This window comes from Bifidobacterium sp. ESL1118 (assembly GCF_058505595.1).
In genome coordinates this window covers 1454242-1479709 of the sequence record NZ_CP196371.1, presented here as the reverse complement: position 1 = coordinate 1479709, position 25468 = coordinate 1454242, and the positions used below count along the sequence as shown (strand labels likewise).

Genomic DNA, 25468 nt, shown 5'->3' with positions numbered 1-25468 from the left:
CGGTCGGTGGCATCGTGGAAAACTGCTCACGGAACGAAAGGAGAGTGTCAGAGAGCAAGAAACTGGTCTGAGCGACTGTTCGACACTGCAAATGTTCGTATGTTGTGTTGGATTGTGAGATGTTGTGTGTTGTGGAAGTTTATCTGGCCGTATCGGTGCGTCCCTGATGTAGAACACATAATATGAAATCTATTGTGACGCTGAGAAGAGGGCTGGTTGGATGAGTGACAAAATCGGTGAACGGTCGGAGTCCGACGAAGTGGCAGAGGCTCGAGAGGTCAGCGATAGCGGCAGGGAAAGCCGCAAATCAGGCGGAATGCTGAGGGGGCTCAAGACCCGGCATGTTTCGATGATTGCGCTCGGCGGCTGCATCGGCACCGGCCTGTTCATGACATCCGGCTCCACAATCGCCCAGGCCGGCCCGGGCGGGGGATTGCTGGCCTATACGGCGATGGGCCTCATGATCTACTTCCTCATGACGAGTCTGGGAGAGCTGGCCACCAATCTTCCGGTCTCTGGTGCATTCTCCGTCTATAGTGCCAAGTACGTGGATCCGGCACTTGGCTTCGCGATGGGTTGGGACTACTGGCTCAACTGGGCCATTGCCGGTGCGGTCGACATCTCCACGGCTGCCCTTCTGGTGCAGTACTGGCTGCCTCATACCCCCGGGTGGATTTGGAGCCTGCTGGTGTTGGCGTTGGTTTTCGTCATCAACACGTTGGCGGTCGGCGCGTTCGGCGAGACCGAGTTTTGGCTTTCCATGCTCAAGGTGGTCACCATCATCGTCTTCATTGTGGTGGGTCTGGCCATGATCTGCGGCATCATGTTCCAGCCTGCAGTGGGTCTTAGGAACTTCACATATAAGGATGCTCCGTTCGTTGGCGGCCTGCCGGCCATCATGTCCGTATTCCTCATTGCCGGCTACTCGTTCCAAGGCACCGAAGTGGTGGGAGTCACGGCCGGGGAGTCCAGCGACCCGGGCCGCGCCGTGCCTAAGGCCATCAACCAGGTGTTTTGGCGCATCATTCTGTTCTATGTGCTCTCCATTTTCATCATCGCCGCTCTCATTCCCTACACCAGCCCGAACCTGCTCAATGGGTCGGACACGAACGTGGCCATGAGCCCCTTCACCATCGTCTTCGAGCGCGCAGGTCTCGCCGGGGCGGCAAGCGTGATGAACGCCGTCGTGCTCACGTCCATCCTCTCCGCGGTCAACACCGGTGCCTATGCCAGCTCGCGTATGCTCCATTCGATGGCCGAGGACGGTTTTGCGCCGAAGTTCCTCAGGAAGACCACGAAAAAAGGCGTGCCGATTGCGGCTCTGGGGCTCACGATGGCGGTGGAACTGCTGGCGTTCGCCTCGTCCATCTTCGGCCCGAAGTTCTACATGTGGCTGGTCACTGCCACAGGGCTGACCGGTTTCATTGCTTGGATGGGCATCGCACTGAGTCATTTCCGTTTCCGTCGAGCCTTCAAGAAACAAGGACATCGGCTTTCCGAACTCAAATACCATGCCAGATTCTTCCCGCTGGGTCCACTGGTGGCGCTGGTGGTCTGTGCTGTGGTAATCTGCGGGCAGGATATCAAGGGCTTTGCCACAGGCAACTGGGGTGAGTTGCTGATGACCTACTTCAGTGTCATCCTCGTTGCCGTGCTGTACCTCGGCTACAAGTGGAAGAACCACACCCACGTCGTGAAACTCGACGAGATGGACGTCTCTTCGGCAAGACCAGACGCGGTTGGCGCCGATGCCAATCACACAGCAGACTCGGAGTGACAGTTATTGAAAAGAGGGTCGGGGGAGAATTCCCTCGACCCTCTTCATAGCTGTATGGGCTGGCGGCCATCTCATGGAAGTTCCGCATAAGCTCAACCATACAATATGTTATTGCAACACGTTGAAAGCGAATTGTGCAATGTCGTCTATTGCCTGCATGGCATCCTGGTTTTCAGTATTTCCAGCCTGTGTGACGTTGAAGATGTGCCCCAGAGCCCCATGGCGACCTATGGGCCACAATTTCAGTTCGCAATCGCGGTGACGATTGACCATGATCCTGGCCAGTTCGATTGAATTGTCGGCCAACACATCCTCACAGCTGGTAATGAGAAACGTCGGTGGCAGATTGCTGTCAATCACAAGTCGGTCCAGATCAGCCTTATAGGGGCCCAAAGCGACCAGTTCGCTCGGCTTGGTGAAATAGGCGGCGGTATAGTAGCTTATCAGCGGCTCGTATACACCGCCTTCCAATCTGAACATACCTGAGGTCGATACGAGGCCTTTGACGTTCAGCGTGGAAGTGCGTAGCCCCCAACGTTGGTTGATGGTCGAAGAGGTGTTGGCGGCAAGGGCATAGAGGGCAATGGTGGCTCCTGCGGAGTCTCCGGTGAGGAAAACCTGGTCGGGGTTCCCGCCGTATTCACTGATATGCAACCTGACCCAGGTCATGGTATCGAGCACATCCTGAAGTTCGTCAAAGAATCCTATGGAGGGTACGAGGCGATAGTTCGCGTTGGCCACAACGAATCCCTTTGCGGCTAGTCGCATGTCTCTGCAGAGGTTGTTTTCCTTGCTGCCGTAGTATAGGCCGCCGCCGTGGAAGTCGATGAACACCGGTAGGCCGTCTTCGTGCTGTGTGCGTTTCGGACTGTAGATGTCGAGTAGATGTTCGTCCAATCCGTCGTCAAGATAAGCGATGTCACATTGTTTCTTCACGCCTTCGGGCAGTATCTGTGCCTTAAGATGTGGAGCGTCGCCTTTGGCCATGCCTTCTGCTCGTTGTGCCAGAAGGCTGATGGCCTCGTTTTTGTCGACAATCATATTTGCTCTTTTCTAATTTGCGTTATTGATTGTAGTATTTTTGGGTGTTGCATTCCCTGCTTCATTCATCTTTTCCGGTTACCTCGGGTTCCGATTGTTCGCTTGGCCTGAAAGGCCGATGTTTATACGCATAGATGGTGAGGGCCGCCGTGATGACGTAGATGATCATGCCTCCCGAAATGGAGATGATATAGTTGCCGGTGCTGTCGAACAGTGCGCCGTGCAGCGTCACGAATGCTGCGTTGGCGAAGTTGCCAAACATTGTGATGATGGAGAGGATCTTGCTATAGTCCTTGCCGCCGAAGGAGTTCTGAATCACCCAGGGGATGCCCACGAGCACGAATCCTTGGCCGATGCCGGTAAAAAGACCTGCGATCATCGATGTGACGGTCATGTGAGAGAGCAGTAATCCGCCCCAGCCCAGAACGCCGACGCAGGTGAAGAGGATGATGACCACCTGTGGTTTGAGATGATCCAGCAGAATGCCGATCAGCATCTTGCCGATTGCCGCACCGAGTAATGTGCCTGTCATTACAAGGGCTCCTTGCTCCAAACTCAGACCATATTGGACCTCATGGGCGGAGATGTGTTGAAGCAGTGAATTCGAGAACTGTTGGATGACGATGGCTACGGTCAGCAGAACGAACGAAAGGGTCGTATAGGCCTTTCGTGCTTCAATGCCGGTTTCACTGGGAGGCGTCGCGTCCTTCTGACTTGGATTGTAGCCATAGGGATGCTCGCCCTTGCTTGCGTCAGGTGCGAATTTCAGCGCGAAGATCGAAAACGGCAGAATGCAGACGAGTATTACGATTCCGGTGAAGAGATAGGACTTTCTCCACCCATAGTTTGTGATGAGATTGGAGACGATAGGGTTGAAGATCGCTCCGCCGATTCCCGAGACTCCCATGCTGATTCCCATGACCGTTCCCAGTTTTTCCTGGAACCAGTTCGACATCAATACTGGGGGTACCAGACTTACTGGAATGACATACGCCACGCCGAGGATGGCATAGGCTACGTAGAAGTCCCAGATGGAATTGAAAGTGGAACCTACCAGAAATATTCCGCCGCAGACGGTGGCGCAGATACTGATCAGTATGCGGGAGTCCACCTTTTTGAGCAGTGTTCCTGCAACGAGCATGGTCAATGCCGCAGTGATCTGTTCGATGGAGAGCGGAAGGCTCACTTGTGAGCGGGTCGCTCCGAACTCTTTGGAAAGCGCGTTGAAATACAGGCCAGGAGTATTGCAGATAAGTCCGAATCCAATGAATGATATTACGCAGCAGCCGATGAAGACCACCCATGCGCGTGGATTGCGTTGCGTCGATGTTTGAGATGCCATTGAACTTCCTTTGTTGTAGCAATTCGACATTATGTAAGTAAGTAATTACTTACATTCGAAACAGTATATCATTGTCGAAATAAATGCAAATTTCTGTGTGCTATCGTATATTTGGCAAGGGGTGTCGATCAAAGTCTTTGGGGTTGAACGAGGGGGAAATTGCATTATGGTGCAAAGCGGTTCATGTTCCGATGATATTTCGGGCACTCATAGAAAAAGCCATGCCGAGCGCGCCAAGGAGATAGCTCAGGCTGCCATTAAGGTCATATCGCAGAAGGGATTCTATGGGTCTTCACTTCAGGAGGTCGCTGATGAGGTGGGCATCACGACAGCCGGCTTGCTGAGGCACGTTAAAAGCAAGAACGGACTGTTGCTGCTGGTTCTTGATGAATTCGAAAGAACGAATTCGGTGACACAGGTCACTGCCAAGCTTGAACAGCAATTTCGGGAAACCGGTGAAGCTCAGTTCTTCCCGCTAATTTATAGGACGTCTGTAAAACAAGCCCTAGGAAATCCCAAATTGACGCAACTGTATCTGGTGCTTCGTGCCGAGGCAATGGATGAGTCGCATCCCGCGCATGAATACTATGTGCATCGGGGATTGCATGGTAGAAAACAGATTGCGAATATACGGTGGAATGTGCCTGAACGTTACCAGGATCCCGAAAAGATGGTCAATCTGTATATGACCATGGGAAGTGCGTTGGATGGTCTGCAGATGCGCTGGATCGGAGAGCCGAACTTCGACCTTCCTGCACGTTGGGCGGATTGTGAGCATTATTTTTATACGCTGCCGGAGTGGCGGGGAATGTGCTGAATGGATTTGAGCCCTGATGCATGTTCGCCAGTCATGACAATGAATGGTCGAGTGCTCCTGCGCGTTGACAAGAAAACGGTGTAATGCATTATCGCATTGCACCGTTTCCAGTTGATGGCAGTGTTGAATTAGTTTACTTCCGGCAGCTTCAATTTTGCCGGCAGAGGCTCATCGCACTGCGGCAGCAAGGCATTTGTGACGCAATGATTGTCGATGGACTTTAGCGCCTGATTCAGCGGAACGTCCAGATGTCCGTTGGCTGCCATCCATTCAGTGTAGGACCGCACGATGGCAAGATTTGCGGTGCCCCAGTGACCGTTGGCATCGAACCACGACGGCGTTACGGCCTTGAGGGAGGCGGCCAGCACGTCCGGATCGATGTGACACAGTGCCGGCTGCAGGGCAACCACTGCTTCCTCTGGGTTGTTGCGTGCCATTTCGTAGCCTTTCTCAGTAGCGGTCATGAATCGGCGGACCAACTCTGGGTTTCGGTCGAGCATCTCACGGCGCACGCATACGTAGTAGGAGTGATGAGGTGCAACTTCGATTTGGTCGAATGGCAGGACAACAACCTGATCGAATGGCTCTGAGCCCTGGTAGGGCTCCCACCAGGCCACATTGATGAAAGCGTCATACTTGCCGCGTTCCACGGAGCGGATGTCGGGCTCCCACTCACCTGGATCGATGGTGTTGACCTTGGAGAAGTCGCCTCCGTCCTTGGTGACGGCCTGCTCCAGCTCTGTATAGAGCCTTCTGACTCCCATCGGCACACACACGCGTTTGCCTTCCAGGTCGCGGAAACGCTTGATGCCAGTGGATTTATTGGTGATGATGCCGCCTATCTGCCCTTGGTTCATCACTCCGACGGCGATGAGCGAGGCCTCGCCCTGCTGGTGATATAGCAGTTGGTTGAGTCTGACGAGTGCAACGTCGTATTCGCCTCTTGCGAGCAGATAGGCCGGGTCGCCGCGGTAGAAGTCGCCGCTGGTGAATTCCACGTCGAGACCTTGGTCTTTGTAGAAATTCTGCTGGCGAGCAAGATACATGCCGGCATGGTTGGTCCAAGGATGAACGTATTCGAGTCTGACTTTCAACATGGTCAATCTCCTATTTGTGTTGTTTTGTTTTGGTTGTGCTGCCGATATCGTGCAATAGGTACCGGCTCTCGGTCGCCGGTTGAAGCGGCCGAATGTTTTGAGATGAGGCAGGGTGCACGGCGAGCCGTCACCGATTGAGTTTCATGTGCTTTGGTGGTTGTGGGCTATGGTGGTCAACGTAGGCGGTTTTGGATGTGTTCAAGCATCCGTTTGCCAGAGTCGGTCGAGAACCATGCCGTGTGGGCCACAAAGCATTCGTCGTAGCACCATGCTGCGTCTTCGGGGCGGGGACCGCCGACGTTGAGATAGTACTGAAGCCAGTTGAGTCCAGCCTCAGCTTGGCAAATTGCCAGCAAGTAGGGCAGCATCGCCTTCTCCGGATCGGTGAGCGGCCGTATGCTACAGTATCCGTCCAGCAGGGCGTCGGCAACGTCGGCGCGGTAGGCGGTTTCGTCTCCACCCATGACATCGACCCACTGGATGGTGTGGCGTTCCAAAAGCATGGCCAAGTCGAACAGTGCTGTGTTGCGGTCGGCGAGCCCGAAATCGATAACTGCGGAAGGAGCTGGCCCCTCCCAGAGGAAGTTCGATGTGTGTGGGTCTCCGTGTGTCCAAGCTGTGGGCAGCTTATCGTATCTGCCGTCCAGTTGCTCGGCGTAGGGGATGATCTTCAGCCATTCGTGTCGTGGGTCACGATTCGTGTCGGTAAGGTATCTCGCCACCTTGGGTCGTTCCGCAAGCCATCTTGACCATGAACCGTCAAGATCAGTGGAAGCGAAAAGACCGAACTTGTTCGACATGCCGTTTGGCTTAAGCGCTGGTTCGTCAAACCCCTGCGAAGCCAAGGTAAGCCTCGCCACGAACGCCCCGAGTGCTCGTGCCTCCTGCAGCGTCTCCGGAGGGCTCCAAGTTAATGCCTCGCCGTATCGGTCCTGCCCGGTGGCCGCGAAATATGCCTCGTATGCGTTACCGTTCAGCGTGAACACAGTGCTATCGCTGGGTTGTGGGCTTTGCCGGTCTGCAAATCGAAGGAATCTTGGCGTTGGGATGCCATGGTCCGCCAGATGCTCCGCGAAGCGATGATACGGGGCTATGGTGTCTGCGTCGCGCACTTGGCGCGCATATCGCTTGATGAACACCAAGCCGCGGTTCGTGTTCACGAGGGATGCCGCCGCTGTGGGACGTCCGCTATGTGATGCCACTGATTGCACTGTCAACGGTTCTTGCAACGAGCCGAGCACGAGCTGTGCCTCCCCGCTGCCAATATCGGTCCACCGCTGCGCGACGATCTGCAACTCTGGATTTCCGTCGGTCTTCAATTCCTGCTCCTAGGCTTCTGCCACGGTGTGGCCAGAGGCAAAGTGATCGAGCGCTCCGGTGCGTGCGATGGCGCGGTACAGCAGCCACATCAAGACTCCTGCGATGAGTGCGCCCGAGATGAGGTTGCTGGCTACGTTCATGACGATGTAGGCTCCCGTTTTCGACATGCCTGTCCATGAGGCCACCGCTGAATACGCCACTCCGCCCGCTGCCGCCATGGCGCCGGCGAACGCAGCGACCCATACGGTCCACTTATGGTAGGCGAAGATGAGAAACGCCAGTTCAGCTGCAACTCCTTGGCACAGGCCTGCCACCAACGATCCTCCCGCTCCCCATTGGTTGCCTAGGGTCAACTCGATGGCTCCTGCCACCAACTCCGCGTAGAGCGCTGCTCCGGGCTTGCGCACAATGATCATTGCCAGAGGGGCGGCAATGTACCAGAATCCATTGAGAATACCGGCGAAACCAGGTATCAGAGTTCCCAGGAAGGTGGCGGGAACGGTTACTATGAAATCGCAGACCCAGAACAACACGCCGCATGCCGCGGCGATGGCGGACGCGATGGCGATGTCCACGGGTCTCCATCGCAGCGAGGAATGATGCACTGCCTTCGTGCCTGAAGTGGTTCCTGCGCTTGGATTTGAGTGTATTCGTGTACTGTTTGGTTGCGTAGCCATGTGGTTTTCACCCTTTCGCGTGAAGCCCGAGCCGTGTTTCGGTACGGGCGCATGTGCCACGGAAGGTTTGGTGAGAATGATGACTTCGTTCGACGGTATTAGCCGTGTCACGTTCAACGGTCGGAGATCGCTCTCCCTCTCAGCTTTTGAGCTCCCGCGCATAACAAGGATTACGTTACGTAGAAGAGCCGACAAGGTCATTGCGCTCCGGAACGGGTAACGGTCTTGTGCGTCACACGGGGGAAATTCTAAAGGTTGCATGAAAGGCATTGACGTCGGCCTTCGGGTAGGCATGAGATGGCTGCCGCTGTTACCGATGGTCGCTACCATTTCCTATGACTGTTGTTTCTCGCTGCTGTCGGCTACGACGCACATGTGGCCCATGCTTACGGCGACATGCTGGCAAGATTAACAATCCCGCGCTCGCGAAATCAACGCGATGGCGGTGATTGCCATGACAGCTATTCCAGTATTCGAAAGTGATGTAGCGGGTTTATCGCCGAAGTAAATTATCCAGTATTCTACATAAATGATTGACGGCGAGTAACATTATGTCAATGTTCATACTTATGTATAAGTGGTCGGATACTATGAAATTGTCCAGTGAGCAACGGAGAAAAAGGGAATTATGAACAGAGGTGTTACGATTGCCGGTGTAAGGCAATATAAAATTATTGATAAGCCAATTCCGGAAGGAAAAGACGGAAGAATAGTTATCAAGGTGCATAAGGGTGGAATCTGTGGTTCCGATGTGCACATGTATTGGGAGCAGGGCAACCGTGCAGTGAAGGATCTGTATGAAGGCCATGAGCTCTCGGGCGAAGTCGTCGATGCGGGCAACAGCACGAAGTTCAAGAAGGGCGATCGCGTTACTGCCATCGACATCAGTATTTGCTATCAATGTGAATATTGCAAGTCAGGTCGGTATCAGCTTTGCAACCATTTGATGGACGATGTTCCCGGGGTCTCTGTGGACGGTGGCTTTGGTGAATATATTTGCGTGCGTGAGGACATGGTGCGTAAGCTACCGGACAATGTGAGCTATGTGCAGGGTGCCATGACGGAACCGTTGTCTGTTTCGTATCACGGCTGTAAAACCGCGGATATCAAGCCCGGTGACCGTGTGCTTATCACGGGTGGCGGCCCGATTGGCGTATTCGCCACTGTAGGAGCTTCTGTGCTCGGTGCGGACACCGTGGCTGTTACTGAGGTGAACCCCAGGCGCATCGAACAGCTAAATCAGTCAAAATACATCACGAATGTGGTAGACGGCCGTGCTGATGACTTGGATGCACAACTCAAGGCGCTTGCTCCTGAAGGGTTTGACGCTGTGATTGAGTGCTCTGGTAATCATGTTGCAGCCAAAGCGGGTATTGATCATTTGAAGAAGGGTTGCCCATGCGTGCTGCTGGCGTTCCCTGATCGCATTGATGCCGATTACTTCCAGTTCATCAACTATGAGAATTCCATCCGTGGCAGCGTGATGTTTACTCTTGACGAGTTTGATGAGGTTATCAAACTCATGGGAGAAGGCAAGATTGACACAGAAGATTATGCCACGTTGATTCCGCTGGAGGGTGTGCAAGAGGCGTTCGAGAAGATTTCCGACGGCACCGCCACGGGAATTAAGTACATGATCGATCACGATGTGTGATTGACGCATTGAATCTGATTGAATCCTGATGTCACTTTTGTGACAGATGGTTTTATCCGCACCCCCGTTGTCTCTCCTTTAGAGATAACGGGGGCTGCGGATTTTTGTATCTGTTTGGAGTGCAAAGCGAACCATTTTATGTTCGCCCACTTCCATGGTTTTTGGGTGGACGGTTCTATAACCGGAAGTCTTCTGCCGTTGGGTGTCAGAGCCTGCGCGCGTGGAGCGCGTGCTTGCGGCGACGTGCGATCAGTCTTGTCAGGACCGATGATGTCGTGGACGACCTGATCGGCAAAAGCCTGGTCGTCCATGGCAAGGGGGAGAAGGACCGCATCGTTCCCCTCAATGAGACTCTTGCAATTGAGATTGGAAAGCGGCCAAAAGGATGGCTGTTTCCAGGGGCGAAATCCGGACAACACATCAGCCCCGACACAGTATATGTGCTCGTCAAGGAGGCCACGGGCTGGCCACCTCATGCCTTCCGCAGAAAATTCGCGACCGATGTGTGGCACGCCACCGGTGACGCCGTGGAGGTGCAGAACCTTCTAGGACACGAAAGCCTGGTGACCACCCAACAATATATATTCACCAGCCAAGAGGATTCAAGACGCGCCATCGTATCCTTGGGCGGGTATCGGAAGCGGCGGGATTCGTCGAGGGAGAAGGATTTTGAACATGTCCTAGCTACTTATGGTTTGCCTGAAAATCTTATCTATCTCCTCACAAGCGCCGACATTGACATGACTAGAAAAGAACTGTGACAAATTGTCATCTTTATCTATGGAAATCCCATTGTGTTGTGCATCACTAGAACCCGGTCTACCTTGTCTTTCGCGGGTGCATATTACGATAGCTATATGAGTGATTGGAAACCGTTGATGGAGCCTGTCGACGACGACGTGCTCGTAGCTGGTGTGCCTGACTACATGCTCGCTGACATCCTACCTTGGATTGAAGATGTGGAGTCGTATCTAGGTGTGAGGTTCACTGCGACTAACTTGGAAGCGCGGAGAAAATTTATCGGCAGTTTCGACGCGAGACGCCACTCGGTGTCGGGACTGTCAGTAATGGACAGCGACAGTTTCTTCGCAGGATTCGACACAGATCTAGAGCCTGACATCATCATCGACTATGTAGACTATCTTCTCAATGGTATGTACGAGCCCGAAAGACGGACTGCCGACCGGCTTCGTGCGGCAGCACATCCCAAAGTTATGACGGTGATAGCAGGGACGTTCTCGAATCCCCCTGACAGCGCTGAACGTGAGCGTGATGAAGGTCGGAAATACGTGGATCCATCGGTGAGACGATATACAGCAGAGCTCGGCGAGATCCTTGAGGAGTCAGGCTCGAAATGGCGCGTGGGTACAAGGGCTGGCGCCCCTGGTTTGGTCGAACGCGTGGCTCCTGCAATGGAAAAGGCAGCAGAGAAGGCAATGGATGAGTGCGCTGCTGCTGGCGATCTTCTTGCCCTTTCCTGGCGACAGTTGTTCGGGCGACATCCTGATGCGAATGCGGCCTATGACATGGCAGTCAAGGCCATCGAAGCAGCCGCCATTCCCGTGGTTGCACCGACAGAGCCGAAGCAGACGCTTGGCCTTGTGATTAGAAAAATGTTGAAGCAACATTGGTTCTCCCCAGTGGAAACCGATTACGACCGCGATAATGATGATGAGGGTGGTCTTGTGCGGCGTATGATGCGCGCCGTCTGGCAGACCGACCGCAGGCACGGTGACACTGGCGGGGTGGAGCCAATGCAGAAGGATGAGGCGAAGATGGCGGTCTACTTGGCCGTGGCTGTTGTCCAGATATTTCATGATGGTCTGGTGCAGAGAAAACAGTCGTAACAGTATAACTTATTTCCATCATGCAAGGACACCAATATAGTCGGAGGGTCATGCCCGGATTGAGCGAAAACGAATGGTATTGGTGCCATGGGTAGTAGGCCTAACGCAGTCGGTCTAAGCACCAGTAGTTTTTGCGACCGTATGCAAGGATTTAGATTAGGAAAGGCCTTTCATGCATCACCCATTATGGCATAGGTCTTGAAACAAAGGGAGGGCCCCGGCTGTCGCCGGAGCCCTACGGGCTACCTGCCGTTTCTCCAATCAGAGATGACGACGCAGATCAGGATGGCCATAAGGCTCACCCATGCCAGCGTCGGTGGCAGATTTCCTGCCAGTATGCCGGCCGTGACGGTCACCAACACCTTCAAGGAGTCGCCATGGGACCCGTTTCCATCGATATTGTGCATTGATTGCACTCCCTTTGTGATTGTGATTGAGACGCACCTGAATTGGGGCGCCGGCAGCATGGAAAGGAATCATCCCGGATCAATGGGACGCGCCCGCTCCTTGCCGCTATCGCCTAGACTATCAGCACCGTTGCATCCGACTCTGATGATGGATCCAAGACGATTCCGCAGAAACGAATGGGCTATTGAGGGAATCGAACGTGCGAGGGAGCGGAGTCATGCTATACTGTGATTGTCGGCAGGCAAGTCGGATCAACATGAGGCTAATAGGCGGCATTGCATACTTCGCCTCTTGGACTTCTTGCAGACGGGATCCATCGATCCCGATTGTGATTGAACGAATGCCCCGGAACTCTCCGGGGCATTCGCATATCTGAAAGGCGTCCACGTAGTCGAACCATCTAGACGGGGATCGTCTGTGTCGGGCATGAGCCGAGAACCCGTTTCATGGCGGCTCGTTCCGATGGTGTGACCCAGAGATGGTACTTGTGTTTCACTCCGATCTGCCGGGCCACATAGTCGCAGCGGTAGCGCTTGTTCGAGGGAAGCCAGGTGGCGGCGTCGCCGTCCGACTTCTGTTGGTTGGCAGGCCCGTCGACCGCCAGTAGATTGTATGGGTCATTGGCAAGTTGTTTACGTTGGTCTGCATTGATCTGCTGGGCGCCGGTCTGCCAGGCATTCGAAAGCGCTACCACGTGGTCGATTTGCACGGCCATCGACGATGTGCGGCCACGTGTGAATCGTATGGGCCTGCCGGTGTAAGGATCGTTGAGTGTCCCGGTCAGGACGATGCATCCGTGGGTGCCGGCACGATGGGTCGTGTTCGTCAGATCCCTGTTAAGAATGTCGTTTCGAGTGTCGCAGCCATTCCGGTCCGCATCCGACCATGCCGGGCCGAACCGGCTGCGGCTGTACCCGGTCTTCTGTGCACGGCCCTTGACGGGCAGCTTCTCCAGCATGCCGGCTGCGGTTCCGGTGGCATCTGCACGGGGCGTGGCCGCGGCCGGTGCCCCGCATGCGTCCAAGATTGGGATGAGGATGGAGAGCAGAAATGCGGCCGCCAGCCTCTTCCTGTCCTTCGAGTCAAGTGACATGGTGCCGACAGTCCGCTGCGATCGTCCGCATGCTATCATGGTTGCCTTCCTTGTCCTCTACTTGCCTATGTTGGCTTCATTGGCCATATGGTAGCTTACCTGATAGCCGATGGCTTCGAGGAGCAGGCCGATGATGAGGTAGGCCTGGTTCCAGACGCGCCAGTCGGTGATGCCCGTGGTGTGGCGCGCCCGTTCGAACCCGTCTTGGCTGTCGTGGAGGGTGAGGTCCCATTCCCCGGTTGTCGGATCGGCCTTGGAGCCGCCGCGCATCCGCTGTTCCATTTCCAGGAACGATCTTATCTCATCGGTGAGCTCCCCACGCAGGTCGAGCAGCTTCCCGTGGGTGAGGTTGTTTCCTCGGTTTGGCGTCAGTCCCAGCGAGAGCGCGTAAGCCTTGTCTGTGATGTCTGTCATTACGATCTCCTTTTTGCATGTATGCTTTCATTCTCGGTTCGCCGTCAACGGTTCGGCAACGAGCCGATGCAATGTGCATGAATGGCCTACCGTCACCTGCTTCTCTCGCGGCGACGATGCCCAGAGTCCTGGTGCCGATCGTTCCGGCGTTGCGTCGTCTTCTGGTCTTTGCCGGAAAGATGCAGGTCGTGCGCCTGTGTGCGCTGCTCGTCCACGTCGGCTATGGTGAGCGCCACCGCGGCGTCGATGTCCTTCGATGAGAGCACACCTAGCCTGGTGCGGTCCTGGTGGGAGCATTCGGCCAGCGCCTGGTTGACTATCCTTTCGGCCTTCAACCTCATCGCCCCACCATGCACGGGGAGGGCGGACTGGGCGAGTTCCTCGACTTGTTTCCAGATGTGTTCAGTGTTGTCGATGATGTTCTCCTTGAGCCACCGTCCGTTCTCGGTGACGGCATCGGTTTCTCTCTTGTTGTCTTCCATGGTTTTGTCCCTTTCCTGCGTGTTGTGTCTCTTCTCGTATTGGCATCTGTTTTTTTCGTGCCTCTTCGCCTTGAATTCGGGGTCATCCTTGTGTTTGTCGTAGCTTTTGCGCCGCCTGGCCCTGTACTCATCCTTGTGGGCGAGGTAGTAGGCGTGGGCCTGACTGTGTTTGCGTTCGGCGAAGCCGGGCTCCTCGCGCATGCGCTGGGCCATGCGCGCCCTTTGCCTGGCTCGCAGTTCGTCGTGATGCTCTGCCACATACCGGCGGTTGCGCTCCAGCGTGCGCTCGTACTGTTCCCTGCTCATCGGATGCCGGTGCCGCTTCTGTGTGTGGCCGGGCTGCCGGCACCATTCGACGTATGCTTCCGACTCCCCGAGCCAACGGCTCCAGTCGACGTCTCCAGGTCGTTGCCCATCCGCCATGTCACACCTCCGGCATTGCCCGGTCGTTCTGATTCGGTGTGGCTGATGCCGTGCCATGGTCTTTGCTCGTATGAGGGGGCCAGACGAGAGTCGCCTCGGCATGCGTGATGCCCATGTTCCGTGTCAGCCATTTCCTGCTCGAACCCTGCCCGGTGATGAACTCGTCTGCTGCCTGCGCGAACTGCGCTGCGGCCGCGCGCATCGCATCGAGCCTGGACTGCAGACCCCTGACCTTTTTCTGTGTTGCTTTTAGCTTTTCTATTTCCTCGGCCACCGACCGTTCGGCCTGGGTCATCGTCTCATGGTTAGCCATATCTGCTCCTTCCGTCCCTCCAAAAATAAAACCGGAGGAACGGTGGTTGGGCGGACGAGCGCCGCCGGGCCCGATGCCGATTCAGGCTGGTGGTGTCCGCCCAAAAGCCGGGTGGATGCAGGGGAGAATGGACGGACGAAAGAGATTCGGCGGAAAAGGTGCGATGGCCCAGGCATTCGGTGCCTGGAAGCAGGCCAGCAAAGCACTATACGTACACAATCCACGCTGTACGTACTTGGCACAGCGAGCATAGCGCGTGTACGTACACGCGCCACCCGGCCCCTGCAAGGGGCCTGGACCGGGGCACCCGGACCCGATACCAGAAAGGCGCTGGAGAAGCATGGCATGGAACCGCAAACGACGCCGCGGCGTGCGCAAGGAGATCACCTTCGACGAAACGCAGTGGAGGACGATAAGCGACGAACTCGCGGACGAGAACCGGCGGCGCAGGGAGGCGGGCATGCAGCCGGTGACGTGGATGCGGTTCGATGCCACCGGGATGCTGTCGTGCCTGCGCGGAATGTGTGGACCGGGACGGGTGCGGAGCGGGTCGAGCACTCTTGGAAAAGCGTGCGGTGCGGTGCCGCGGGCGTAGGGTGCCCACCAATCCAAGCTTGTTCGCCGTCTCCATGCCGGCAGCCGAGCCGGTGTCGTCCTCTTTGCCGTCAGCGGATTCGAGTGATTTGGCGCCGGTCCCCAGCATCGATCTGACGGAGGGATGCCGGAACAGGTGTGGTCGCCGCAAGGATGCGACTCTGCCATGCAGCAGATGCCTGCTGGAACCTTCCTCCTTGCCGGCGGAGGAGTGGAATGAGCGGAGCCGGCCGGAGGCCTTCCACCCTCCCGAGGACTCGGGCCTTCGCATCTACTTCTCCCCGAACTTGGTGCTGAACAGCCTGTACATCAGGCTTTCCTCGCTGATGCGCCCGTCGAACGGCAGGAACGCCGTGCCGCTTTTGAGCATGCCCTCGCCGGGCTCCACGCCGGTGAAATACTGCCGCTGCTCGTCCGAAAGCTTCAGTGTGCTCTGCAGGGCGTCGGCGTCGGTGGAGGTCTGGTTCATGAGCAGCAGGAAATCGCTGTTCGACAGCATGAGGCGCGCGTCGTCGTTCATCAGCAGCTCCTCGATGTTCTGCGTGATGCCGGTGATCGACAGCCCCCACTTGCGCGACCGCTTGTACAGGCGCAGGAAGTAGTCGGCCGCGAACGGGTTGGAGAAGAGCATGTGGAACTCGTCCACCCACAGCCATGCGCACGCCTTTGGCGCGGTTGCGCACGACGCGGTTCCAGATCTGATTCAGGATGACCATCATGCCGAACGTCTTGAGCTCGTTGCTCAGCCACATCACGTCGTAGACGACGAAACGGTTGCGCACGTCCGCATTCGTCTGGGAATTGAACGCGTTGAGCGAACCCTGCGTGTAGATTTCCAAGGCGGCGGCGAGCTGCCTGGCCTCGGTCTCTGGCAAGGCAGCAAGCGAGGCCAGGCAGGTCGCCGAGCGTTGGCTGCTTTGGTCGCTGCCCGTCGCGGAACTCCTGGTACAGGGCCACCGTGCACCGGTCCACAAGGCTGCGCTCCACCTTGACCATGCCATCCTCGCCGCCGATGAGCGCGTCGAGCATGTGCAGGACGCTGCTGCTCTTCGTCTTGATCGGATCCTCGTCACTAGCCCCGCCGAACTCGATGTCCAAGGCGTTGATGTGTTGGCCGCTGGACTCGCCCACCTCGATGCGGCCCCGCCCAACGCCAGGCACAACGGTGTGAACTCGCGCTCCGGGTCGATGACGACCAGCTCGTCCTGAGGATGGCGCAGGAAGATCTGCGTCATCTCGTTCTTCGCCGCCTGGCTCTTGCCGGAGCCAGACGTGCCCAGGATGAACCCGTTGCCGTTGATGCCCTTCGAACGGTCCACCAGCACCGCGTTGCCCGACTGGCTGTTCCTCCCGTAGAGGACCCCGCCCGGCTGGAAGAGCTCCTGGCTGGTGAACGGTTCGAGGATCGCGGCGCCGCTTGTGGTCAGGGTGCGTTTCATCGGCATCGTGTTCACGCCCAACGGGAGCACGGCGTTCAGCCCCTCGACCTGCATGTACGTGCACAGTTCGGCCACGCAAGACTGTGAGTTGACCACTTCGGCGACATCATGGAGGCACTGGTCGAGCCCCTCCTCACTGCCGGCGCTCACGCCGACCGCGATGAGCGCCTCCACAAGCCGTTCGCCGTTATGCCTCAGATCGTCACGCATCTCGTTCGCCTCGTTCAGCGAGTCCTCCAGACTGTGGGGCAGCCAATCCTCCGGCATGTGACGCTTGGCGTTCTTGCCCCGCTCGTCCGTGGCCTGCATCTCCATTTCCGCGATCTTCTCATCGACCAGTTTCATGCCCTTGGCCTTGCCCTGCGGCTCCAAATGGGTGCTGACCGTCACATCGGCGCTCAGATCAGTCAGGCCGCTCACCAGATCATCGGTCAGATAGTCAGGGAAATCGGTGACCCACAATGTCGCATGCCAAGTCTCGCCCAAACCCGAATCCATGCGCAGGCGGCGCCGGTCCGAAGTGTCGATGGCATAAGGGGTGATATAGTCCTTTGTCTCCGTGCGCGCGTGCGCGAACGTCTCCTCGTCGAAGCCGAAACGAGTGTGCGGCCGTAGCAGGCGGTGCAGGGGCTCCAGCCGTTCGGCGCGGCCGAGCTTCACCGCGCTGCACCCGTCGATGGAACGCAGGCGCGCCGCCGCCACGCACGCCCTGTTGAGCGCGGTGATCGCATGCGCCCGGTCCTGGTCCGTCACGGTGAACGTGATATAGCGGTCGGTGGCAGTCGAGATTGTCGAACCGGAAAGCATGCGTTCCACGTTCGCATTGAAATCCGAGCGCAGCGCATCGAACTTGTCCTGCTTCGGATCCATCGTCATCCGCCTGCCCACCGACTCCGGGGAGATGCGGCGCGTGGCCACCGTCACCTCAAGGCGCATGCCGTCGGAGAGCGGGTTGAGGAACTTGCCCCAACGGTCGATGATGTCCATCTGCTGCTCCTGCGTGGCGACCCTGTATGAGATGTCGCTCACCCGCATGGTCATGCTGTACTGGTCGCCATCAAGCACTGCGGCCCCGCCCGGCAGCATGGACCGGTAGCCTATCAGGTCCTTCGCCGTGCGTGGCACCTTTTCCTGCTTGCTCCCATCGCCCTGGGACTTTCCGAAGAACATGCGCATCATTGTTTCCTCTCCTTCCTTTTCGCCATTCTGACGCCGGTCGAACGCTCATCGGCCCGGCGTGCCCGAGCCCTGTGCTCGGCGGGCCTGTCATGCAGCCAGATGTGGTTTCCCACACGCTGGCGGAGCATGTAGACCACATACCGCTCCGGCTTCAAACCCTTGGGCCTCCACCACCCCCATGCGGCCACGGGCGTCGCCACGATGAGCAGCAGGTCGTCACCCAGATTCGGCATGCGCAGCACGAAGTGGAAGAGAGCCACCTCCACAGTGCCGACCGCCAGCAGCACAGCCGATGCGGCAAGCTGGCGCCAGCTCATGCCAAGCATGACCTTCGCCTCCGTGTCCGCCGGATCCTTGTAGACCTTCATCTGCAAAGCCATGTCTTCCTTCTTTCCCTCACTGTCCCGTGAGCGCCCTGGAGACCTTCGAGGAGACCCCAAGCACCAGGAACAGCAGTATCGAGGCGAGGAGCAGACTGCCGAAGTTGTCGAAGATCCAACCCGCCAGATTCTGGTCCGAGGCCGCCGGCTTCCTCACCGCCTGCACCACCAGCACACGATAAACGACCAAACACACCAGCAGCGTCACCGAGGAAATGACCGTGCCCATGTAGGCCTTGAAATAGCCGATGGTGATGGGACGGGTCTCGTCGTTCAGCACCCAGGCGAACGGCCAGCTGCTGAAAGCGGTGAGCGTGTACAGCTCAACGAACCGAACCCAAAGGACCGCGGTTGCCACCACCGAGGCAAGCTGCGAGAGCAGGAACGGGATGATGAGCAGCACCAGACACCCCACCTGGCCCATCAGGCCGGCGTCCTTGACCTGGGAGCGCATCTGGTCGCCCAATGCGGTCCCTGCATTCCCGACCGCCGTGGGCGACAGTTTCACGATCTGCGTGGAGATGTATGTGCCCACGCTGTTCATCGCATCCACAAGCAGGGTGGAATTCTGCGCGAACACCATTACCAGGCCGATCTTGACCAGCGTGGCCGCGGTGACCTTGAGCCCCAGGTTCTTGGACACGTCGAACTTCACGGAGTTGCGCTGCAGCTCCAACGCGAACATGATGGCCAGGATGATCGCCGCCACCGGCTTCACCGCATTGTCGCTGATGTTCAACGCCAGCCCATAGAGGGTCGCGTTGAATTTCTCCGGCGACTCGGTGAGCATGTTGCCTTCGTTGACACCGACCCCGCCTCCACCGACCGCGTTGAGCATGCGTACGATGAAATCCTCCATCGCAGGCTCACCAATGGAGCTGAGTGAGTAGGCCGCCGGACGCGATGATCACCAGCGCGCCTGCGATCTGGAAGATCGCGGATTGAATATCCGGGCCCTGATGGTTCTTGATCGCCCCGCCCAAGGAGACCCCTCCCATGACACCATAGATGCCGCCGCCCAGTATCAGCCCCTTACTGACCAGACTTAGCACCGAACTCAACACTTCCATATTCATCCTCCAATCGTTCTCCGCTACGCCCGTTCAGGCGATTCATTCCATCATCGGTCCTGAAAGACGGTTCTTGGGCGGACGGTTCGATGGCAACGCAAAGGCCTCCGGGAACGACTTGCAGGTCATGTTCCCGGAGGCCTTGGGTGGATCTGTGCGTCAGCGTCTACGCGCGTGCAACCCGTGACGTCGGCGGTGCGCCAGCATCATCGGCAGGCCGCACGATGCCAAAAGCATCATAGCCACGCCGACCGTGGCCACGGAGGAGCCGGTCAGCGACAGTCTGGCAGGCGCGATGCCGTTCCAGTCGTCCTGGTTGCTGTCGACCTTCGTGTCCGTGCACAGCGTGCGCCCCTCCACCTGCATCCTGCTGTCCGCGGGCGTGGCGTCGGAGCGTGTGCTGGCCCCGCCGCCGGGGCCCTCGCCTTGGGCGGGGTCGGCGGCCGCGGGGCATTCCACGAGCGGGACGCCGTGTACCTGCGCGCGGTCGGTGTGGTGCGTGGCGACGCCCTTGAGGGTGCCGTGCACGTCGACGCTCTGGCCGGGCTTGAGCACGAGCGAATCCCAGCCCTTCGGGTAGGCGATGGATTCCACCTTGCCGTCGCCGGCGATGGTGGCGTCCTCCAGCTTCAGGTCGCTCGCCTTGAACCATGCGCCCTCGCCGGTCCTGCTATCGACCTTCGAGGTGTTGGTGATGCGGAAGGTGATATCCGTGTCGCCATGCACCGTGAGCGCATCCTTCGGAGCGTCCCTGTCGCCCTTGGGGAAGCCGGATTCGGTGTCGAACTTCTCGATGTGCAGGCTCGGGGTCATGTCGGGCGTGCGGGTCCACACCACGTTGGACGGCAATGCCTTGCCGTTGTAGCGTTCGGTGAACCGGTTCTCTTGGCGTTCCGTGACCTTGAGGCGTTTGACCTGGATGTAGGCGCGCCAGCCCTGCTCGTGCGCGTCGTCCTGGGAGGCGAGCGTGCGGTAGGCGCCCGTGGAGGCCACGGTCACCTTGCCCGACGCGTCCTGCGAGCAGGTGAACAATGGCGCGGAGACGCCGAGGAGGCTCCAGTCGAAGCCGCTGCCGGCGATGCGCTGGCCCTTGGATGCGATCGTGGCGCCCGTGGGGGAGTGCAGGTCGCGTGTGGCGTACACCGCCCACTGGCCGGTGTACTGGTCGACCTTGGGGTCCAGGGTGTCGTCGATCGTCCACTCGTCGATCCGCGGGTAGGCGCGGTGCGCCGGCAGCACGCTGGAATCGAGCTGGTAGAGGAAGAGCCTGTTGAGGTACACGCTGCCGCCGTCCACGCTCGGGCCGCCGACCTGCACGACCACGTCCTTCGACGGTTCGATGGGCTCCACGGGGTTCGTTACGGTGTTCGTCAGGGTGCGCTGGGAGTCGGTGACCTGTGTGGCCGTGTTGCTCACCGTCGCCCCGTCCGCCTTGGTGACGGTGAACGGGAGCGTGATGTCGAAACTGCGGCCCAGAAGCGCCTGGTCGATGTACGGCTGGTGCAGCGGGTCAAGGGTGCGCATGCTGTACTCTGCCAGGTCCTTGGGCTGCGGGTCCCCCTTGACGGTCTCCCCGGTCGCGGGGATCACGGTGTCGACCGTTTTGGCGAACACGTAGACGATGCCGCCGCCCGCCTGGATGTTGAACGCCGCGGTGACATCCGCGCCGGATGCCTTGTCGGAGACTTTGATGTGCTCCGGGTCGAGGGTGAGGTGCGATTCGTCGTAGTCGTCCACCATGCCGAGCCTCTGCATGCGGTAGGCCAGCGTGCCCAGGTCGTGTGCGTCCAGGGTGAGGTGGTATTCCCCGCGGTCGCCCGCAAGGAACGTGCGCCCGTCGACATCCACGCCGGTCCTCTCCTGCGTGACGCCCTTGCCCGGCTTGATGTCCGGCTGCGGGTTGTGGACGATGTTGCTGGGCGTCACCGAGTTGTCGACGGTGACCCAAGCCTGGTTGTCGATTACATGGTCCGCGGGCGCGTCTCTGTCGACGGTGGCCTCGAACCGCACGAGGATGCGCGGATGGGAGCCCGGCTTCCAGTTGGCCTTCACCCAGGCCTTGTCGAACGTCATGATAAACGAGTGCGCGGAGGCGTCCCACTTCACCGTCCACGCGGTGTGGGGGATGGCGTCGCCGGTAGTGAGGTCGGTGGCCTCCAGCGTCTGCTTGTCCGGCGTGGTCCTGGCGTCATAGGTGTCGGAGATACCCACATCCGTGATGTCGTAGGCGAGGTCGGAGGGCAGCTGCGGCTCGGTGCGCACACGGTATTCGATGCGCTGGCCGGGAAGCACCTTCCTGCCGTCGATGTCCTCCTGGCCCCCGCCCTGGCTGCCTTCGGAGACCACCTGCTTTTTGATCGGAGGCACGTAGCCGCACACCTTGGGCGTGTTCGTCGGCTCGCCCTGGCCGTTGATGGTCTCGCTGCCCGAATTCGTCAAATCAGAACCGTCGGGGTTCGTGCAGAACGTCAGCTCCTCGCCCGGCTTCCTGTCGTGGTCGGCCCTTGCCTGAGCGTTGGAGAAACGTACCGTCATGGGTACCAGCATCGTCACCTGTTTGCCTTGCGCCATGCCCTTGAGTTTGGCCAGGTACGCGGGCTTCGCTGTCGCCGTGGCCTCATGGCCCTTGACCGTGATGTCGAACATGGCGGTCACGTCACGGCCCTTGGCCGTGACGTCCTGAATCGAGGACGAGGTGTAGTGGCCGTCCGCGCCCACAGGCGCGTCGGCCTCGTACACACGCGCCTTCGACGCGTCCTGCGGGTCCACGAGGTAGTCGGCCCTGCCCCAGTCGTCGGAGAGCGCGAGCTTCGAGGGCGCCTCGATGAGATGCGCGTCCACCGTGCCGTTCACCACGCTGCCGATCGTGTCGCCGTCGAGGAACTTCATGTTGTCCGCGCCTGTCGCGTTCGTGTGGCCGGGGTCGACCACGGTCTGCCACCTGCCGTTGGAGGGGTCCCGGCGCACCCAGCTCTTGTCGGGATTCGGCCTCCAGGTGGGGAACCGCCGTTCGGGCGTGTTTTGGTCGGCCTCCGTGACGGATCCCTTCCACCACACGTCGCCGGTGTCCTTGATGCTCGACACCTTCGGATCGGCGACGGTGACGTCGAAGCCCCATGTGAACGTGTGGTCCGTGGGAAGGTCGCCGCCCTTCCACGTGGCCGTCATCGCATCGCCCGCAGGTGTTGAGCCATCCGAAGCGCTGAAACTGAACCTGTCGGAGATGTCTGAGTCCCCGTCCGTCACCTTCTGGCGGGAGACCGTGTAACGCTGCCCGTCCGGGTGGAACGTGTCCCTGAACCTGAGTTGCTTCCCGTTGTTGCCCGTGCCCGTGCTGATCGTTGTGTGGTTGGTCATCGAATCGGCCGACACGCCATCCTGCACATTCTTCGACGGCGGGTCCGGGGCACGGTCCGCAGGCTTCGGCTCATACTGGTCCAACATGACCACCACAATCGACGCCGTATCCGTGCTGTACTGATCGACAATCTTGTTAACTGTGTTGTTTGTATCGTCACTAAAAGCACTATCGGTCTTATAAACGTAACCGTGGTTGCTCCAGGTGCCTTGGGCGGGGCCGGAGAGCCAGGCATTGATGTAGTCGGCCTTCGGGCTCCATTCCTCGCCGCTCCAGCGTTTGCCGTTGCTCATGGCCTTCACACCCACGCCGACCACGCGGCACTGCGCGTGCCCTCGCTGGTCGGGATGGTTCACATCGAACCGGCTCGTGCAGTTGGCGTTCGCATCGTCCAAAGCGCCCTGTGCCTTGTCGCGTTCGCCGATCATGGTCACGCCCATGCTGGCGAACGCCGCGTCGATGCTCGACATCGAATGGCCACCGAACGCACCGTCGTTGCCATCACTGTAAGCCCAGTAGGTACCCACGTCGTCCGTGCCGGTCCCGTCGCCGGGACGGTTGCCACCCCCGCCGCCGCGCGGCTGGATGCCCGCCGCGTACGCGGCACCTCCAGTAGCGAGTGTGGCGATGGCCGCCAGACCCGCGATGAGTGGCCTGATAAGTCTGTGTTTCCTCATGCCTTTTCTCCTCTGTAAAGGGCGGGGCGGAGGAGAAATACCGCTCCGCGCTATGTTCCGAACCGGTCGGGTCCGACCGGCACCATCCACCCTGCACCCGTTTACCGGGGTTTTGGGCGGACATGCAACCACTATGCAGATTCCTCACGGGAGCGGCGGCGGAGAAAACGAAAAAGGCCTCCGGCGGAAGAACCGCCAGAGGCCTGAGACACGAGCGCTAAAGAGAATCAGCCAATGCCACAGGCATCGCCGGCGTGACAAACGGGTGGTCCCACATGATCTGCCCAATGAGGGTCGTAACCAGGGCTGCTGTTCTGCGCAGGAGCCGGTGTAGGTCTGCTTGGCGCCGAATAGCTGCCTGAGTATCCGCCGCCCGTATAGCCCGAATACCCACTATTGCCGGAATATGACGGCGTGGCTTGCTGCTGCGCGAGTTGGGCCTGCTGTTGCGCCGCCTGCTCAGCCTGTTGCTGTGCTGCCTTCGCGTCGGCGTCGGCCTTGGCCTTCACACTGACCTGCACCTTCGCTGCGGCGTCCCTCGCCTTGGCCGCGTCCTTCCTGTCGAGGGCGGCCTTGAGCGCCGTACGTGTGCTCTCATCCTGCACCTTGCCGTCGCTGGAGTCGTAGACCCCCTGCGCGTCCTTCAACGTCTTCGCATCACGGGAGGCGTCCACCGCCCTCACATCCGCCTTCAGGGTCTTCATGTGGGCGCGGTACCAGGAGGAACCTTCAGTGAGCCTTGACGTGGCCTCATTCATGGCCTTCCGGCCTTTCGCGGGGCACTGCACCGTCTTGGGTGCCTTGGCCTTCGAATCCCTCGCAAGCTTCGTTAGGGTCCTGCCGTCGAGCACGTCAGCGGGCTTCGTCTGTAATGCAGTCTTCACGTCGCCATTGAGCAACTTGTCATAGGCCTTGCGTTCACTGGTGAGCGTCTGCGACGCCTGGGCGCACGACTCCTGCGCCTTCGCGGTGGCGCCGTGGCTCCACCACATCCAGCCGCCTCCCACGCACAGCGCGATTATCACCACGATTGCCGTGATGATGAGAGCCGGTCTTACCCACTTGCGCGAGGACTGTTCCTCTGCAGTGCTTGTGTTCTTCTCTTCCATGATGTTCTCCTGTCTCCAATCCTACCGTGTGACTGCATGTTTTCCATCTTGCAGACATGTCATTCCGTCTGCTTGTCGAGCCAATCCTGCAGTGCCTCGACGGTGCAGTCCTCCAGCGTCCGGCCGTTTTTGACGGCCGCGAGCCTGACCCGCTGGCGCAGGCCCTTGGGTATGCGCGCCGAAAAAACGACCTTGTTGGAGTCTTCCGCTTGCCTGGCATGGTGGTGTTGTCCAGCACCGCCTGCGTGGTTTCAGAGTCCTGCGGCAGCGGCTCCCACGCCGCGTCTCCCATGCCTTTCATATGCTTAGCTCCCCTCTGAGCTCCTGGAGCACCTGCCCGTATCCGAACAGCCTGGGAGCATGGCCGTGCGTCAACGTCATATCGCGTGCCGCACCGGCCTTGAGCTCCTGGCATTTGCGGATGACGGTCTCGAAACGTGGCGCGTCATGGTCCTCTAGCGTCCGCTGGGCCTGTGCGAGCGACCTTGTCCTGCCTTCGACCCTGCACAGCAGCACTGCCGATGGGATGCGCCGCTCGCCCAGCAACCCGAGCGTGGCCCAGGTCTGCTGGATATCTCCGGGCGAATCCGAGGTCGGCACGATGACGAAATCCGCGGTCCTGAGGGCCGCGTCGAGCCCGGGCCCCGACGGCGGGACATCAAGCAGATCCCAACGGCCGGAGCCGCCATCCAAGTCCAGCAGGCTCTCCGCGTTCGAGGCAACCATCCCGAACGGCAAGGGGTGGCCGGCACCCTTCGCCATCCTCCTCCATTTCGTCGCACTACCCTGCGGATCCAGGTCATGCACCGTGCACGGCAGCCCGAACACAGCCAATGCCTCACCTAGATACATGGACGAGGTGGTCTTGGCGACCCCGCCCTTCATGTTCGCCAACGCGATCCTCATGGTTCGCTCCTTTCGAATAAAGACTTTCCGTCTTGTAGACATAACAGATAA

22 protein-coding genes and 1 pseudogene are annotated in these 25468 nt (G+C 58.7%); 5 read left to right on the top strand and 18 right to left on the bottom strand.

Going from position 1 to position 25468, the window contains the following annotated elements; genetic code table 11:
- Window positions 1-220: 220 nt before the first annotated feature.
- Window positions 221-1777 (top strand): amino acid permease, encoded by a 1557-nt coding sequence (locus ACSYSS_RS05940; protein WP_491703128.1) that lies wholly within the window; start codon window positions 221-223, stop codon window positions 1775-1777.
- A 108-nt stretch (window positions 1778-1885) separates the two neighbouring features.
- Here the strand turns inward: ACSYSS_RS05940 and ACSYSS_RS05935 are convergent, their stop codons facing one another.
- Both ACSYSS_RS05935 and ACSYSS_RS05930 read right to left on the bottom strand, forming a co-directional pair.
- A complete protein-coding gene (locus tag ACSYSS_RS05935; RefSeq protein ID WP_491703127.1) occupies window positions 1886-2818 on the bottom strand; it encodes an alpha/beta hydrolase in 933 nt (310 codons plus the stop codon).
- 61 nt (window positions 2819-2879) lie between these two features.
- Window positions 2880-4160: an MFS transporter gene (locus tag ACSYSS_RS05930; RefSeq protein WP_491703126.1), complete on the bottom strand. Its 1281-nt coding sequence runs from the start codon at window positions 4158-4160 to the stop codon at window positions 2880-2882.
- Window positions 4161-4326: 166 nt separating this feature from the next.
- Here ACSYSS_RS05930 and ACSYSS_RS05925 point away from each other — a divergent pair, with 166 nt between their 5' ends.
- Window positions 4327-4977, top strand: a complete 651-nt coding sequence (locus tag ACSYSS_RS05925; protein ID WP_491703125.1) for a TetR/AcrR family transcriptional regulator — start codon at window positions 4327-4329, stop codon at window positions 4975-4977.
- Window positions 4978-5105: 128 nt separating this feature from the next.
- Here the strand turns inward: ACSYSS_RS05925 and ACSYSS_RS05920 are convergent, their stop codons facing one another.
- From ACSYSS_RS05920 to ACSYSS_RS05910, 3 genes are all read right to left on the bottom strand, one after another.
- Complete coding sequence (locus ACSYSS_RS05920; protein ID WP_491703124.1) at window positions 5106-6074, bottom strand: ABC transporter substrate-binding protein; 969 nt, start codon at window positions 6072-6074, stop codon at window positions 5106-5108.
- A 173-nt stretch (window positions 6075-6247) separates the two neighbouring features.
- Window positions 6248-7393 (bottom strand): phosphotransferase enzyme family protein, encoded by a 1146-nt coding sequence (locus tag ACSYSS_RS05915; RefSeq protein WP_491703123.1) that lies wholly within the window; start codon window positions 7391-7393, stop codon window positions 6248-6250.
- A gap of 9 nt (window positions 7394-7402) precedes the next feature.
- Entirely contained in the window at window positions 7403-8071 is a 669-nt protein-coding gene (locus ACSYSS_RS05910) for an ECF transporter S component (protein ID WP_491703122.1), read from the bottom strand.
- Between the two features lie 628 nt (window positions 8072-8699).
- Between ACSYSS_RS05910 and ACSYSS_RS05905 the strand changes: the two genes are divergently transcribed.
- The 3 genes from ACSYSS_RS05905 to ACSYSS_RS05895 all read left to right on the top strand — a co-directional run bounded on the left by ACSYSS_RS05905 (window position 8700) and on the right by ACSYSS_RS05895 (window position 11572).
- Window positions 8700-9725: a zinc-dependent alcohol dehydrogenase gene (locus ACSYSS_RS05905; protein WP_491703121.1), complete on the top strand. Its 1026-nt coding sequence runs from the start codon at window positions 8700-8702 to the stop codon at window positions 9723-9725.
- Between the two features lie 233 nt (window positions 9726-9958).
- A complete protein-coding gene (locus tag ACSYSS_RS05900; RefSeq protein ID WP_491703120.1) occupies window positions 9959-10486 on the top strand; it encodes a tyrosine-type recombinase/integrase in 528 nt (175 codons plus the stop codon).
- 96 nt (window positions 10487-10582) lie between these two features.
- A complete protein-coding gene (locus ACSYSS_RS05895) occupies window positions 10583-11572 on the top strand; it encodes a hypothetical protein (protein ID WP_491703119.1) in 990 nt (329 codons plus the stop codon).
- A 242-nt stretch (window positions 11573-11814) separates the two neighbouring features.
- Here the strand turns inward: ACSYSS_RS05895 and ACSYSS_RS05890 are convergent, their stop codons facing one another.
- The 13 genes and pseudogenes from ACSYSS_RS05890 to ACSYSS_RS05830 form a co-directional block, all read right to left on the bottom strand.
- Window positions 11815-11979, bottom strand: a complete 165-nt coding sequence (locus tag ACSYSS_RS05890) for a hypothetical protein (protein ID WP_491703118.1) — start codon at window positions 11977-11979, stop codon at window positions 11815-11817.
- A 407-nt stretch (window positions 11980-12386) separates the two neighbouring features.
- A pseudogene (locus tag ACSYSS_RS05885) lies at window positions 12387-13073 on the bottom strand (HNH endonuclease family protein); the annotation flags it as partial.
- 57 nt (window positions 13074-13130) lie between these two features.
- The gene (locus ACSYSS_RS05880; RefSeq protein ID WP_491703117.1) at window positions 13131-13487 is read right to left on the bottom strand and encodes a hypothetical protein; all 357 of its coding nucleotides are present in this window, start codon (window positions 13485-13487) and stop codon (window positions 13131-13133) included.
- A gap of 92 nt (window positions 13488-13579) precedes the next feature.
- A complete protein-coding gene (locus ACSYSS_RS05875) occupies window positions 13580-14392 on the bottom strand; it encodes a hypothetical protein (RefSeq protein ID WP_491703116.1) in 813 nt (270 codons plus the stop codon).
- A 1-nt stretch (window position 14393) separates the two neighbouring features.
- Window positions 14394-14705 (bottom strand): hypothetical protein, encoded by a 312-nt coding sequence (locus tag ACSYSS_RS05870; protein WP_491703115.1) that lies wholly within the window; start codon window positions 14703-14705, stop codon window positions 14394-14396.
- 81 nt (window positions 14706-14786) lie between these two features.
- Window positions 14787-15317, bottom strand: a complete 531-nt coding sequence (locus tag ACSYSS_RS05865; protein WP_491703114.1) for a hypothetical protein — start codon at window positions 15315-15317, stop codon at window positions 14787-14789.
- A gap of 53 nt (window positions 15318-15370) precedes the next feature.
- Window positions 15371-17917 (bottom strand): VirB4-like conjugal transfer ATPase, CD1110 family, encoded by a 2547-nt coding sequence (locus ACSYSS_RS05860; RefSeq protein WP_491703113.1) that lies wholly within the window; start codon window positions 17915-17917, stop codon window positions 15371-15373.
- Window positions 17914-18297 (bottom strand): PrgI family protein, encoded by a 384-nt coding sequence (locus ACSYSS_RS05855; RefSeq protein ID WP_491703112.1) that lies wholly within the window; start codon window positions 18295-18297, stop codon window positions 17914-17916. Before ACSYSS_RS05855 ends, ACSYSS_RS05860 begins: the two co-directional genes overlap by 4 nt.
- A gap of 16 nt (window positions 18298-18313) precedes the next feature.
- Window positions 18314-19156, bottom strand: coding sequence for a VirB6/TrbL-like conjugal transfer protein, CD1112 family (locus ACSYSS_RS05850; RefSeq protein ID WP_491703111.1), 843 nt, complete (start codon window positions 19154-19156; stop codon window positions 18314-18316).
- A 7-nt stretch (window positions 19157-19163) separates the two neighbouring features.
- The gene (locus ACSYSS_RS05845) at window positions 19164-19358 is read right to left on the bottom strand and encodes a hypothetical protein (protein ID WP_491703110.1); all 195 of its coding nucleotides are present in this window, start codon (window positions 19356-19358) and stop codon (window positions 19164-19166) included.
- A 168-nt stretch (window positions 19359-19526) separates the two neighbouring features.
- Window positions 19527-23402 carry an LPXTG cell wall anchor domain-containing protein gene (locus ACSYSS_RS05840; RefSeq protein WP_491703109.1) on the bottom strand — a complete coding sequence of 1292 codons (3876 nt, stop codon included), beginning with the start codon at window positions 23400-23402 and terminating at the stop codon, window positions 19527-19529.
- Window positions 23403-23629: 227 nt separating this feature from the next.
- Window positions 23630-24511 carry a hypothetical protein gene (locus ACSYSS_RS05835; RefSeq protein ID WP_491703108.1) on the bottom strand — a complete coding sequence of 294 codons (882 nt, stop codon included), beginning with the start codon at window positions 24509-24511 and terminating at the stop codon, window positions 23630-23632.
- Window positions 24512-24808: 297 nt separating this feature from the next.
- Window positions 24809-25417, bottom strand: coding sequence for a nucleotide-binding protein (locus tag ACSYSS_RS05830; RefSeq protein ID WP_491703107.1), 609 nt, complete (start codon window positions 25415-25417; stop codon window positions 24809-24811).
- Window positions 25418-25468 lie beyond the last annotated feature (51 nt).